Here is a 12660-nt window from a genome sequence, read left to right as displayed (position 1 = left end):
CACGGGAGCACATCATGCGCAGTGGGTTTGGGCGGCACGTGGCGATCGTTCTGGCGGCGGGCATATTGACGAGCGCGGCGCACGCGCAGGAATCGGGCGCGAACGCGGGCCTGGACGCGACGAACCTCGGGTACTACCGCCAGCCGACGCTGCACGGCACGACGGTGGTGTTTGTCGCCGAGGGAGACCTGTGGCGGACGACGCTCGAGGGCGGGGCGGCGACGCGCCTGACGTCGCACCCGGGGGATGAGTCCACGCCGCAGATCTCGCCCGACGGGACGCTGGTGGCGTTCACCGCGACGTACGAGGGCCCGACGGAGGTGTACGTGATGCCGCTGGAGGGCGGGCGTCCGACGCGCCTCACGCACGACGCGGCACGGGCGGCGGTTGTGGGCTGGACGCGCGGGGAGGGGGGGCGTGCGCCGCGGGTCATCGCGTCGACGACGCGATTCTCGACGCTGCCGAACGTGCAACTGACGCTGATCGACCCGCGGACGGGGTCGCGCGAGCGTGTCCCGCTCTGGCAGGCGAGCGACGGGGCGTACGGGCCCGACGGAACGCTGTACTTCACGCGCCTGCCGTTCCAGGGGAGCCACACGAAGCGGTACAAGGGCGGCACCGCGCAGAACATCTGGAAGTTCGCGTCCACGGACGCCGAGGCGACGCCGCTGACGCCGGACTTCACGGGCACGAGCACGACGCCGATGTGGTTCGGCGGGCGGGTGTACTTTCTGAGCGATCGTGACGGCACGATGGAGGTCTGGTCGATCCGTCCGGACGGATCGGACCCGCGCCAGCAGACGAGCCACGAGGGCGAGGGCGAGCGTCTGCTCGACGCGCGCGGGGCCTCGATCGACGCGTCGGGCGCCAGCGGACGCATCGTCTACCAGTTAGGCGCGGACCTGTGGACGGTCGACCCGGCGACGGGGGTGCAGCAGCGCCTCGACATCACGCTGCGCTCGGACTTTGACCAGACGCGCGATCGCTGGGTCAAGAAGCCCATCGAGTACCTGACGAGCGCCTCGATCGCGCCCGACGGCTCGGCGGCGGCGCTCACGGCGCGCGGGCAGGTGTTCGTCGTGTACAAGGAGGGCGGACGCCTGGTCGAGGCGGCGCGGCGTGAGGGCGTGCGCTACCGCGACGCACGGTTCCTCGCCGACGCGGGCACGTTGCTGACGCTGTCGGACGAATCCGGCGAGGTGGAACTCTGGACGCTGCCCGCGAACGGGCTGGGCGAGGCCGCTCAACTCACCGACGACGGCGTGGTGCTGCGCTGGGAGGGCGTGCCCTCGCCCGACGGCACGAAGATCGCCCATCACGACAAGAACCAGACGCTGTGGATCTTCGACGTCGCCACGAAGGTCGACACGCGGATCGACCAGAACGCGGTGGACAACTTCGCCGATCTGTCGTGGTCGGCGGATTCGCGGTGGCTGGCGTACGTCGCCTCGGCCGCGAACTTCAACCGGCAGGTGAAGATCCACGACACGCGGGACGGCTCGACGCGCGAGGTGACCACCGACCGGTGGGACACGTTCGATGTGACGTGGAGCGCGGACGGGCGGTGGCTGTACCTGCTGAGCGATCGGAACATCAGCACGGTGGTGGGTTCGCCGTGGGGCCCGCTGCAGCCCGAGCCGTACTTCGACACGCGGACCGAGGTGTACGCGCTCTCGCTTCGAAAGGGGCAGCGCTCACCCTTCGAGGCGTGGGACGAGCTGCTGGCGGTCGAGGAAGCGTCGAAGAAGAAGGACGCCCCTGAGCGCACGGACGAGCCCGGGAAGCCTGAACAGCCGGGGAAGACCGACGAGACCACCCCGCCGGCGAAGCCCGACGAGCCCGCGAAGCCCGACGGTGAGGCGGGGAAGGAGGGCGCCGGGCCGCCGGCCGACGGGAAGAAGGGGGCGAAAAAGCCCGAGCCGGTGGAGATCGAGTTCGACGGGCTGGCCGAGCGCCTGGTGCGCGTGCCGGTGCCGGCGGGGAACTACTCGAACCTGAGCGCGAACGACAAGCGGCTGTTCATGCAGTCTCGCGGCCCGGGGCGGAGCGAGGACGTGTCGCTCGTGTTCGTCGAGATCGCGCGCAAGGACGTCGAGGTGAAGACGCTCGCGCCAAAGGTCTCGCTGTACGAGCTCGCGGCGGACGGCAAGAGCCTCCTCGTGCGGTCGGGCGACACGCTGGCGATCATCGAGGCCGGCGCGGCGCCGGGCGCTGACCTGAACAAGTCGAAGCTGAGGCTGGACGGCTGGTCGTTCGCGCTCAGCCCGCGCGAGGAATGGCGCCAGATGTTCGTCGAGGCCTGGCGCCTGGAGCGCGACTATTTCTACGACACCCAGATGCACGGCGTGGACTGGAAGGCGATGCTGGCGCGCTACATGCCGCTGGTCGATCGCGTGGCGACGCGCGCGGAGCTGTCGGACCTGATCTCGCAGATGGTGGGCGAACTGGCGGCGCTGCACATCTTCGTGCGCGGGGGAGATCTGCGCCAGGGCGAGGACCGGGTGATGCCGGGCATGCTGGGCGGGCTGTTCGAGCGCGACGACGAGGCGGGCGGGTACCGGGTGGCGCACGTGTTCGAGTCCGACCCGGACGAGCCGGACCGGCGCGCGCCGCTCGCGCGGCCGGGCGTGGACGTGCGCCCCGGCGACGTCGTCACGCGGGTGGACGGGCGCCCGGCGCTCGAGGAGCCGGACCTGAGCGTGCACCTGCGGGGGAAGGTGGGGCGCCAGGTGATGCTGACGGTGCGCGGCGCCGACGAGCGCGAACGGCGCGTCATCGTGACGCCCATCTCCGCGGGCGACGAGGAGGACCTGCGGTACCACGAGTGGCAGTACACGCGCCGGAGAATCGTCGAGCGCGAGAGCGAGGGGCAGTTCGGGTACGTGCACCTGCGCGCGATGGGCGCCGAGAACATGAACGAGTTCGCGAAGGGGTTCTATCCGGTGTTCCGACGGTCGGGGCTGATCATCGACGTGCGCCACAACCGGGGCGGGAACATCGATTCGTGGCTGCTGTCGCGCCTACTGCGCAAGGCGTGGTTCTACTGGCAGCCCCGCGTGGGCGACCCGTACTGGAACATGCAGCTGGCGTTCCGCGGGCACGTCGTCGTGCTGTGCAACGAGCGCACCGCCAGCGACGGCGAGGCCTTCGCCGAGGGCGTCAAGCGCCTGGACATCGGCACGGTGCTGGGCACGCGCACCTGGGGCGGGGAGATCTGGCTTTCGTCGAGCAACTTCCTGGTGGACCGGGGGATCGCGACGGCGGCGGAGTACGGCGTGTACGGCCCGGAGGGCGAGTGGCTCATCGAAGGGCACGGCGTCGAGCCCGACATCGTCGTCGACAACCTCCCGCACGCGACGTTCAAGGGCGAGGACGCGCAGCTCGATCGCGCCATCGACCTGCTGCGTCAGAAGGTGCGCGAGAAGCCCGTGGCCGTCCCGCCCGCGCCCGACCACCCGGACAAGAGCTTCCGGGGCCCGGGTGGTAACGCGCCGGCCCGCGCACCGGGCGGCTCGGGCTCTCCCCGGTGAGGCGGCTAGAGTCAGATGGGTAAGGACCATGACAGACCCTGCTCCCGAACACACCCCGGCCGGCTCCCCGCCCACCGATGCGGAGTTGATCGCCGCGGGCGTCGCGGGTGATCGGACCGCGGCGACGGAACTGCTGAAGCGTCACGGCGGGACGGTGCGCTCCCGCCTGGCGGGCAAGATCTCGCCGGTGTGGCAGTCGGTGGTCGACGCGGACGACGTGATGCAGGTGACGTATCTGGAGGCGTTCTTGCGCCTGCCGTCGTTCCAGCCGCGGCACGAGGGGTCGTTCCTGGCGTGGCTCACGCTCATCGCCGAGAACAACCTGCGCGACGCGATCAAGGAACTGGAGCGCCAGAAGCGTCCGAACCCGCGTCACCGCGTGGACGCGGCGGGGTCGGGGGACTCGTACGTCGCGCTCGTCGAACTGCTGGGCGCGACGTTGACCACGCCGAGCCTGCAGGCGCACCGCGGGGAGATCCACGACGCGCTGGAGTGTGCGCTCGCGAAACTCCCGTCGGATTACGCGAAAGTGGTCCGTCTGTACGATCTGGAGGGGCGCGACGCCAAGGAAGTCGCCGACGCGATCGGGCGCTCGCCCGGCGCGGTCTACATGCTCCTGGCGCGCGCGCACGAGCGCCTCAAGGACGTGCTGGGCACCGAGTCCAGGTTCTTCACCCGCGCGTAGGCAGTTCCGATAGCCCGGTGTTCACCGGACTCAACGCTACAGGCGTCACGGGCGGCGCGCGGTGTGGCGTCCGGGCAACATGCGCGGGCGAGGCCCGGGGGCGGCGTGCCGATGCCTGCTGCCGATGCCCCTTCCCTCTCCCCAGGACGAGCGCTCGGCGCCCGCGATCGGACAGGTAGACCGCCTCTCGTCCCTGCTGGGCGAGCTGCGGGCGCTGCTCGACGGTTCTCGCGCGCTCGTGGAGCACGCGAAGCGCGAACTGACCGGGAACGCGTCGCTGCTGGCGCGGGGCGGGGCGAGAGATGTCGAGCGGGATCTCAACGCGGCGGTGGAACGCCTCGACCGCATGGTGGAACTCGTGCACGCCGCGATGCAGAACGCGACGCGCCCGATCGGCTCGCCCACGCTCGCGCGGGCCCGTCCGGTGACGCTGGGCGAGGCGGTGCAGCACGCGGTGGAGGTGCTGGCGCCGCTGGCGGCGGCGAGCCAGGTGCGCCTGTCGACCTCGATGGGGCCCTCGGTGGATTCGCTCCCGGCGGGCGCGCTGTACACCGTGATCCTGAACGGGGTGCAGAACGCGGTGGAGGCGGTCGCGCGCCAGGGACGCGCGGGCGTGGTGCAGATCTCGGCGCGGGCCGACGCGCCCCCCGTGGGCATGGGCTACGGACGCGACGCGCGCGACTGGTACGTGCTGGAGATCACCGACGACGGGGACGGCCCGCCCGGCGAGACCACCCGCTGCTTCGACCTGGGGTTCACGACCAAGCCCCGCGGCTCGGGCGTCGGGCTCGCGGTGGCGCGCAGCGTGGTTCAGGGAATGGGCGGGACGATCGAGCTGGCCCGGCGCGCCGAGGGCGGCGCGGTGCTGCGGGTGCGGTTCCCCACGGCCCCGGGGGTTGCGAGGCTCATGATCGGGGGCGCCGCGTGAAGCGCGTCCCGGCGAAGCGTGCCGGGGCGGAGGCGACGCGAGACGACGACACCCCGCCGCTCCGCGTGCTGCTCGTCGACGACGACGCCCTGGCGAGCAAGTCGACGCTCGAGTTCCTGCGGCGCGAGGGGCACGACGCGACGTGCGTGCGCGACGCGGACGACGCGCTGGCGGCGCTGCGCGACGCGGCGGGCGGGATCGACGCGGTGCTGTGCGCCGTCGGGGCCGGGGCCGGGGCGCTGCTGCGCGACCTGACGCGTCGGCACCGCGACGTGCCGGTGGTGATGATCGCGTCGTACGCAACGGTCGAGGCGGCGGTGGACGCGCTGCGGGCGGGGGCGTGCGACTACCTGGTCCGCCCGATCGTGGACGCGGAGCTGCGCCAGAGCCTGGCCCGGGCCGCCCGCCAGCGGGCGCTGCTCTCGGAGAACGCGGCGTTGCGCCGGCGCCTGGACGACCGGTTCAACCTCGACAACATCGTCGGGGCGGATCCGCGGATGCGCCGCGTGTACGACATGGTGCAGGCGGTGGCGCCCAGCCGCACGACGGTGCTGATGGAAGGCGAGAGCGGGACGGGCAAGAGCCTGATCGCGCACGCGATCCACCATCACAGCCCGCGCCGGGATCGCCCCTTCGTGGAGCTGTCGTGCGGGAGCATCCCCGAGACGCTGCTGGAGAGCGAGCTCTTCGGGCACGCGAAGGGGTCGTTCACGGGGGCGCACGCGGACAAGGGTGGGAAGTTCCTGGCGGCGAACACGGGGACGATCTTCCTCGACGAGATCAACAGCGCGAGCCCGGCGATGCAGCTCAAGCTGCTGCGGGTGCTGCAGGAGCGCCGGTTCGAGCCCGTGGGCTCGACGCAGACGGTGGACGTCGACGTGCGCGTGATCCTCGCGAGCAACCAGCCGCTGGAGGGGCTGGTGGCGTCGGGGCAGTTCCGCCAGGACCTGTACTACCGGGTGAATGTCGTGAAGATCGAGCTGCCCCCGCTGCGCGAACGCCCCGGCGACATCCCGCTGCTGGCGCAGCGCCTGCTCGAGCGGCACGCGAGCGAGCACGGGCGGGCGATCGTGGGGTTCGCCCCGGGCGCGATGGAGGTGCTCCAGCGCTACCCCTACCCCGGCAACGTGCGCGAGCTGCAGAACATCATCGAGCGGGCGGTCGTGCTCGCGCGCGGGCAGACCGTGCAGCCCGAGGACCTGCCCCCGCACCTGCTGGCGCGTCCCGCGGCGTCGGCAGGCCCGATCCGGCTCGCGGAAGACGACGAGGCTTGGACGCCCGCGACGCTGGAAGACGCGCTGCGCGAGCCGGAACGCCGGATCATCCTGCGGGCGCTGCGGGCGTGCGGGTGGAGCCGGCAGCGCACGAGCGAGGCGCTGGGCATCAACCGCACGACGCTGTACAAGAAAATGAAGGCGCACGGGCTGCTGGGTGACGAGCGCCTGGCGGGCTAGAGCGGGCTTACGCGTCGGGCGAGCGCAGCCGCCAGGCGATGTCGCCCTGGATGCGCGGGTCGTAGATGCTGGCGAAGTGCGAGAGGCGCCGGGCGAAGACGCCCCGGGGCGAGACGACGATCGCGCGGGCGCGGGGCGGGGCGACGTTCTCGGCGCCGACGAGCCAGTCGCGCCCGATGCCGTAGGAGCGCAGGCGGAACGTGGCGTCGCCCAGCGCGCGGTCGAGGGAGGCGAGGAAGGCGCTGCCGGGCTTCATCTGGGCGCTGGCGCGATCGAGGCGGATGTGTCGCGCCAGGCGTGCGCCCTGGTGGGGCGAGGCGATGGTGAAGAGGCGGTGGATGCGGACATCGCCGCCGCCCAGCACGCCCCCCGCGAGCGCGCGGGCCACCAGCCCGCCCATCGAGATGCCGACGACGTCGATCTCACGCCCGAGCAGGTCGGCCTTGGCGAGGGTCTTGTGGGCGTGGGCGCAAGCCATCTCGAGCGAGATGGCCCAGGCGTACGTGGACCACGTAAAGTCGCGCCAGCGTCGGCTGGTCATGGCGCACAGGCGCCGGGCGAGCCCCCAGGCGGTAATCCCGGGCGAGTGCCAGCCGTCCAGCACCACGACGGGACGGGCCAGGGGCGTGGGCGACCTGCGGAGCCCCGCGCAGAACCGGGCGGCCTCGTCGAACGACATCGCGGAGGGCTGCACCGTGCCCGAGGCGTGCAGCGCCCCGGACGCCTCGGGCGTACAACTCTGTCGATCGGGATGGTCGGGCACTGCCCCGGAGGTATGCATGCGTTCGACGATTCTTCGCGTCCTCGCGATCGGAGCGGGGCTCTTCGGTCTGCCCGCCGCCGGCGTGGTCCAGGCGCCGCCCGCGCCGCAGGGCGCCGGGGCGGCCGAACCCGCCGGCCCCGCGTCACGGTACGTCCGCGCGACCGACTCGGAAGACGGGGCCCGGCGCGAGCTGCACATCAGCATCCGCACGCTCGCGCCGAAGGCGGGCGAGGGGCCGATCGTGCACCTCGTGGGGGCGGCCCACATCGGCGAAAAGACCTACTACGCCGGCCTGCAGGAGTTTCTCGACGCCCAGTCGCTCGTCTTGTACGAGGGCGTGAAGCCCGAGGCCGACGCCGCGGGGCTCGACCGCGACGACGCGGCCCGGGCGAAGATCACCGCGTCGCGCCAGCGTCTGCTCGCGATCATGGTGTCGAAGTTCCGCCGAGCGAACACCGTGCTGCCCGAGTCGCTGGAGGCCGCCGTCGACGCGGTCGGGGGTCAGGTGGGGCAGGTCGCGCGCGGCGCGATGCAGGACGGATGGGGAAACCCGCAGCGGCTTGTTCTGACGCTGGAGCCCGACACGCGGCGGCAGCGCTTCGACATCGTGTCGCTCGGGGCCGACGGCGCCGAGGGAGGCGAGGGTGCGAACGCGGATATCCGGTTCTCGACGCAGAAGCCGCTGCGCAAGTCAGAGGTTGACGCCGCGGGAGAGGGCATCCAGATGCAGCTCGCGCGGGCGCTGGGCATGGAGTTCCAGCTCGCGGCGATCGACTACAACCGCCCGAACTGGCGGAACAGCGACCTCTCGATCGACGAGGTCGAGGAGCGTCTGGGGGGCGGGGGCGAGGGCGAGAGCGCCGAGCCGCTGTTCCAGTTGCTCGACGGATCATCGACGATGGCGAAGATGGCGGGCATGCTGCTGGGCATGATCGAGCGCGACCCGCAGATGTCGTCGCTGATGCGGCTGATGATGATCGAGACGCTCTCGCAGGCCGAGGACCTGATGGGTTCGATGCCGGGCGAGATGGACGACTTCATGCGGGTGATCATCCACGACCGCAACGAGGCGGTGCTGGACGACCTGCGCCGGGTGCTCGACCGCGAGAAGACGCACGCGAGCATCGCGCTGTTCTACGGGGCGGGGCACCTGCCGGACCTGGAGAAGCGTCTCGTCGCGGACTTCGGGTACGAGTTCCGCGAGGCCCGCTGGCTGACGGGCATGACGGTCGCGTACGACGCGGTGCCGGGCGGCAAGGAGCAGGCCGCGACCATGCGCGAGATGATCCGATCGATGATGGGGCAGATGCGCCAGGGGAAGTAGACGCGGCCGGGGAGGCGATGGCGGTTCCAACGCCCTCACGCTTCCGGCGCGTCGCGGTATTCTCCGCGGCGTCATGACCGACCTGCTGTACCTGCTGCTGATCGTGCCGCTGTTCTTTGCCGGGCTCATCGTGATCGCGTCGTGGCTGTCGGTGCGCGGGCTCGGCTCGCCCGATGGGCGGATCGCGACGCTCGACCAGGGCGAGGTCAACGGCATCGCGGGGCTCGCCGCGGCCCACGCCAGGTTCGCCGACGCGCACGGGCTCGAGTGGTCCGGTGCGTTCCGCTCGGAGTTTCCCAACAACCCGCGAATCGTCTGCTGCACGTGGCGGTCGCGGGGCACGGGGCCGATACTCGTCGCGTACGTCGTCAACGCCCAGGTCTACTCGGACCTGGTGAGCACGTATGCCAACAGCTGCACGCTCACCACGGGGTCGGCGCCGGGCGGAGCGCTGTTCCCGACACGCCGCGGCAAGGTCCGCCAGATTCTGCCCGGCCGCTCGCTCACCGAACTGTGGCTCGCGCACGCGGAGGCCGACCAGCACCTGCGCAGCGAGCTGCGCCTGCTGCCCCGGCGCGACGACCGCCCGATCGACGAACTCCTGCTCGAATCCGTCCATGGCGTCGCGGCGCACGTGCGGTCGTACCCGCTGTGGCCCCTGCTGTGCGTGTGGTGGTACCTCACGCAGCGCCTCCGCACGGGCACGCCGGTGGTGAAGCAAGGTTTGAAGGCGGAGGATGTGGTGCCGACGCGATAGCGCTGCGGGGCGCTAACTTCCCCGCACCGTCAGCGGCGTGGGCACCCCGCCGCTGGCGATCTTGGCGTAGCCGCTGCCGAGTTCGCCGATGGGGTCGGGCGGGATGATCTCGACCTTCTTTTCGCCGAGTTTCGCCTCGCCCCGCATGACCTTGCCCTGGAAGGCCAGGCACTCGGCGAGCAGGCGGTCCAGGATCTCGGGCTCGGGCACGTTGGCGACCTTCTCGCCCTGCACGTAGATGATGCCGCGACGGTCGCCGGCGAAGACGGCGACGTCCGCGCCCTCGGCCTCGCCCGGGCCGTTCACGATGCAGCCCATGACGGCGACCTTCATGGGGACGGTCACCTGCGATGCGAGCGCCTTGCGGACGTCCTGCACGAGCGTGAAGAGATCGACCTGGATGCGCCCGCAGGTGGGGCAGGCGATGAGGTCGACGCCCTTGCGCGGGCGCAGCGAGAGGGCGTAGAGCAGTTCCAGCCCGTCCTCGACCTCGTACACCGGGTCGCTGGCGTAGGAGATGCGGATGGTGTCGCCGATGCCGTGCACCAGCAGGCCCGAGAGGGCGGCGACGGACCGGATGGCGCCGGTCTCGCGCGGGCCGGCGTGCGTCACGCCCAGGTGCAGCGGGTGGTCGAATCGCCGGCTGATCTCGGTGTACGCGTCGACGACGAGGGACGCGTCCATGCTCTTGGCGCTGATGACGATGTCGTGGAAGTCCTGCTCGTAGAAAATGTCGAGGTATTCCTCGAGCTTGGCGATCATGATGGCGAGCAGGTACCCGTGCTTGTGCTCGCTGAAGACGGCGCCGAGCTCTTTCATGCGCTTCTGCTTGTCGCGCCGCTCGATGATCGAGCCCTCGTTCACGCCCACGCGGATCGGCAGGTTGCGGGCCTTGCACGCCCGGATCACGTCCACCACCTGCGCCCGGTCCTGGATGTTGCCGGGGTTCAGGCGGATCTTGTGCACGCCCGCCTCGACGGCCTCGATCGCCCGCTGAAAGTGAAAGTGCACGTCGGCGACGATCGGCACTTGCACCTGCGGGATGATCTCGCGGAGTGCATCGGTGTCTTTCTTCTCCGGCACCGCGACGCGGACGATGTCGGCCCCGGCCGCGGCGAGCTTGTGGATCTCGCGCACGCACGCGTCGATGTCGTGCGTGTAGCCGGCGGTCATGGTCTGCACCGAGACGGGCGCGGGCGTGGTCGGCGTGCCGTCGCGAGACGGGACGCCGCCGCCGATCTTCACGAAGCCGACACGGGAATCACCGACAACGACCTGGCGCGTGGGGCGGCGTGGCTGCATACCGCTGCGATGGTACGCGACCCGGGCCCACGGCCCGGATCGCCGAGGTCCCGGCCTCCGCCGGGGGGGCCCGCGGCCTGTACCGTGCCCGCGGGTGCGAGCCGGCTGCTAGGTCGTCGCGGACGGGGGCGTGGGCGCCTGCACCGCGACGCGCCCCTGGATGCCATCGTCGAGCGTGTTGCCGGTCATCATGCCGATGACCATCTTGACGCCCGCGACGGCCATGCCGTGCTTGGTGTCCCAGTAGTACCCGCCTGTCGGGCTGACGCGGATGAGCGAGAGCCGCGGGTCGTCCTTGCCCTGGGTGAACCAGACCCTGACCATGGGCCCCCAGAGTTCGTCGATCTTCGCACGGTCGTGCAGGACGGCCGCACGCCCGTCGACGAGCAGGAACTCGGAGTTCGAACCCTGGAAGTAGAGGCGCACGAAGGGGTTCGCCGCGATCTCCTGGTTCTTGTGGCTGTCGGTCGCGCTGAAGAACCAGAGGTTGCCGTCGTCGTCGACCTGCTGCACGTACATGGGGCGGGCGGCCTCGGGGCCGGAGCCGGCGGGCTGCGTGCAGAAGAACCCGCTGTTCGCGTGCTTCACGACCTCGCGGATCTTCTTCACGGCGTCCTCGCCGCGGACGTCCTGGTAGTTCTTCTCGGGCTGGTTCGCGTCGATCGAGTTCATGCGATTCGCCTCCGGCGACGCTTCGGCATGGTGCGACGACCTGAGTGCGGCGTGAAGCCGGTGCCACGCCGGCGCGCGAGCGTTCGTTCACGCGTCCGGCGGCGGCGGATTCATGCGCAGGCGCCAGCCTTGATCAACGCAGGGAGCACTCGCATGCGCATCGCCACGAACGCCACCCGGGCCCAGTCTCACACCCGTCCGCACATCAACGAGCGCATCCGGCGCGATACCGAGCGCCGGGTCCGCGCGCTCGCGGGCCGCCCCGACGAGATCCGCCAGCGCATGCGCGAGCTCGATCTCGAGTGGGACGTCGAGCGCTGCCTCGAGACCGGGTCGGCGGCGCTCACGCTCACCGGGCTGGTGCTCGGCACGACGCTGCATCGACGCTGGCTGCTGCTCTCGGCGGCAGTGCAGGGGTTCTTCATGCAGCACGCCCTGCAGGGCTGGTGCCCCCCACTCCCGCTCTTCCGGTCGCTCGGCGTGCGGACGCAGCGCGAGATCGAGGGCGAGCGGCACGCGCTCAAGGCGCTCCTGGGCCAGTACGCCGGCGCGGACGCGCCGCTCGACGGGTGCGCAGAGGCCGCCGACCGCGCCAACCGCACGCTCCACGCCGCCATGGACTAACGCGCCCGGCGGCGTTCGCCCCGGGGCCCTAGAAGCAGTTTTCCCCCGGCAGGGCGGCGGCCTGGCGGACCCAGTCCTCCATCTGCCGGTCGTCGGCACGCTCGCCCTCGTGTACGTGCGCGTACCGCACGCCCGGGCTCTTGGAGCCGATGGGCGGCGTCGGATCGAGCGACGTGCCGCGGAAGAACGTCACCTTGACGTACCGGTCGAAGCAGTGGAAGGCGACGAACCAGCCGCGCCCTTCCACGCCGTAGAACGGGGTGTTCCATCGCACGGCCTTGCGCACGCCCGGCACGGTGCGCACGATGAGCGAGTCGAGCGCGAGCCCGATGTCGCGCTTCCAGCCGGGCATGGCCGCGAGGTACGCCCGCACCGGCGCTTCGCCGTCGGCCTTGGCGATCTGCGGGTTTCCACCCGAGAGCAGGCGGGGCGCGCCCGGCGCGGCACGACGCCCGTCCGGGGATGTCGGGCGCTCTCTGCCGCCACGGCGAGACTTCTTGGACACCTTCGTCGCCGCCGCTCTTGTCGACTTTTTCTTCGTCCGGGCGCTGGCGGCCCGCCGCCCCACTTTTCTTCCGGATGCCTTGGCCATGGCAACCTCCGCTTTCGCCCGCTACGTTA

11 protein-coding genes are annotated in these 12660 nt (G+C 71.3%); 7 read left to right on the top strand and 4 right to left on the bottom strand.

Translation table 11 applies throughout. From position 1 onward, the window contains the following. The first annotated feature begins 14 nt into the window (after positions 1-14). The 4 genes from SFY69_13085 to SFY69_13070 all read left to right on the top strand — a co-directional run bounded on the left by SFY69_13085 (position 15) and on the right by SFY69_13070 (position 6597). The gene (locus tag SFY69_13085; GenBank protein ID MDX2132976.1) at positions 15-3530 is read left to right on the top strand and encodes a S41 family peptidase; all 3516 of its coding nucleotides are present in this window, start codon (positions 15-17) and stop codon (positions 3528-3530) included. A gap of 28 nt (positions 3531-3558) precedes the next feature. Next, a complete protein-coding gene (locus tag SFY69_13080; GenBank protein MDX2132975.1) occupies positions 3559-4215 on the top strand; it encodes a sigma-70 family RNA polymerase sigma factor in 657 nt (218 codons plus the stop codon). 124 nt (positions 4216-4339) lie between these two features. Beyond that, positions 4340-5143, top strand: a complete 804-nt coding sequence (locus SFY69_13075) for a HAMP domain-containing sensor histidine kinase (GenBank protein MDX2132974.1) — start codon at positions 4340-4342, stop codon at positions 5141-5143. Next, a complete protein-coding gene (locus SFY69_13070) occupies positions 5140-6597 on the top strand; it encodes a sigma-54 dependent transcriptional regulator (protein ID MDX2132973.1) in 1458 nt (485 codons plus the stop codon). The genes SFY69_13075 and SFY69_13070 overlap by 4 nt, the downstream gene beginning before the upstream one ends. A 7-nt stretch (positions 6598-6604) precedes the next feature. On the opposite strand, the gene SFY69_13065 is transcribed toward SFY69_13070, so the two are convergent. Then, a complete protein-coding gene (locus tag SFY69_13065; protein MDX2132972.1) occupies positions 6605-7360 on the bottom strand; it encodes a hypothetical protein in 756 nt (251 codons plus the stop codon). A gap of 16 nt (positions 7361-7376) precedes the next feature. On the opposite strand from SFY69_13065, the gene SFY69_13060 reads away from it, so the two are divergent. Both SFY69_13060 and SFY69_13055 read left to right on the top strand, forming a co-directional pair. Further along, positions 7377-8684 carry a type II secretion system protein GspG gene (locus SFY69_13060; GenBank protein ID MDX2132971.1) on the top strand — a complete coding sequence of 436 codons (1308 nt, stop codon included), beginning with the start codon at positions 7377-7379 and terminating at the stop codon, positions 8682-8684. Positions 8685-8757: 73 nt separating this feature from the next. Beyond that, positions 8758-9441: a hypothetical protein gene (locus tag SFY69_13055; GenBank protein MDX2132970.1), complete on the top strand. Its 684-nt coding sequence runs from the start codon at positions 8758-8760 to the stop codon at positions 9439-9441. Positions 9442-9453: 12 nt separating this feature from the next. Here SFY69_13055 and ispG read toward each other — a convergent pair whose 3' ends face one another. Further along, positions 9454-10743 (bottom strand): flavodoxin-dependent (E)-4-hydroxy-3-methylbut-2-enyl-diphosphate synthase, encoded by a 1290-nt coding sequence (gene ispG / locus SFY69_13050; GenBank protein ID MDX2132969.1) that lies wholly within the window; start codon positions 10741-10743, stop codon positions 9454-9456. A gap of 108 nt (positions 10744-10851) precedes the next feature. Further along, positions 10852-11415 (bottom strand): pyridoxamine 5'-phosphate oxidase family protein, encoded by a 564-nt coding sequence (locus SFY69_13045; protein MDX2132968.1) that lies wholly within the window; start codon positions 11413-11415, stop codon positions 10852-10854. Between the two features lie 153 nt (positions 11416-11568). Here SFY69_13045 and SFY69_13040 point away from each other — a divergent pair, with 153 nt between their 5' ends. Further along, the gene (locus SFY69_13040; GenBank protein ID MDX2132967.1) at positions 11569-12039 is read left to right on the top strand and encodes a hypothetical protein; all 471 of its coding nucleotides are present in this window, start codon (positions 11569-11571) and stop codon (positions 12037-12039) included. Positions 12040-12067: 28 nt separating this feature from the next. Here the strand turns inward: SFY69_13040 and SFY69_13035 are convergent, their stop codons facing one another. Next, positions 12068-12631, bottom strand: coding sequence for a DUF1801 domain-containing protein (locus SFY69_13035; GenBank protein ID MDX2132966.1), 564 nt, complete (start codon positions 12629-12631; stop codon positions 12068-12070). Positions 12632-12660 lie beyond the last annotated feature (29 nt).

The organism is Planctomycetota bacterium, assembly GCA_033763975.1.
Taxonomy (GTDB): domain Bacteria; phylum Planctomycetota; class Phycisphaerae; order Phycisphaerales; family UBA1924; genus RI-211.
Note: the sequence above shows the minus strand (reverse complement) of the source record. Positions and strands in the feature narration are given on the sequence as shown.

Bases quoted from the DNA above. Each gene is read 5' to 3' on its own strand.
- SFY69_13085 (MDX2132976.1), top strand. From the start codon at position 15: ATGCGCAGTGGGTTTGGGCGGCACGTGGCGATCGTTCTGGCGGCGGGC.
- SFY69_13055 (MDX2132970.1), top strand. From the start codon at position 8,758: ATGACCGACCTGCTGTACCTGCTGCTGATCGTGCCGCTGTTCTTTGCC.
- SFY69_13045 (MDX2132968.1), bottom strand. From the start codon at position 11,415: ATGAACTCGATCGACGCGAACCAGCCCGAGAAGAACTACCAGGACGTC.
- SFY69_13040 (MDX2132967.1), top strand. From the start codon at position 11,569: ATGCGCATCGCCACGAACGCCACCCGGGCCCAGTCTCACACCCGTCCG.
- SFY69_13035 (MDX2132966.1), bottom strand. From the start codon at position 12,631: ATGGCCAAGGCATCCGGAAGAAAAGTGGGGCGGCGGGCCGCCAGCGCC.
- SFY69_13075 (MDX2132974.1), top strand. From the start codon at position 4,340: ATGCCCCTTCCCTCTCCCCAGGACGAGCGCTCGGCGCCCGCGATCGGA.
- ispG (MDX2132969.1), bottom strand. From the start codon at position 10,743: ATGCAGCCACGCCGCCCCACGCGCCAGGTCGTTGTCGGTGATTCCCGT.
- SFY69_13060 (MDX2132971.1), top strand. From the start codon at position 7,377: ATGCGTTCGACGATTCTTCGCGTCCTCGCGATCGGAGCGGGGCTCTTC.
- SFY69_13080 (MDX2132975.1), top strand. From the start codon at position 3,559: ATGACAGACCCTGCTCCCGAACACACCCCGGCCGGCTCCCCGCCCACC.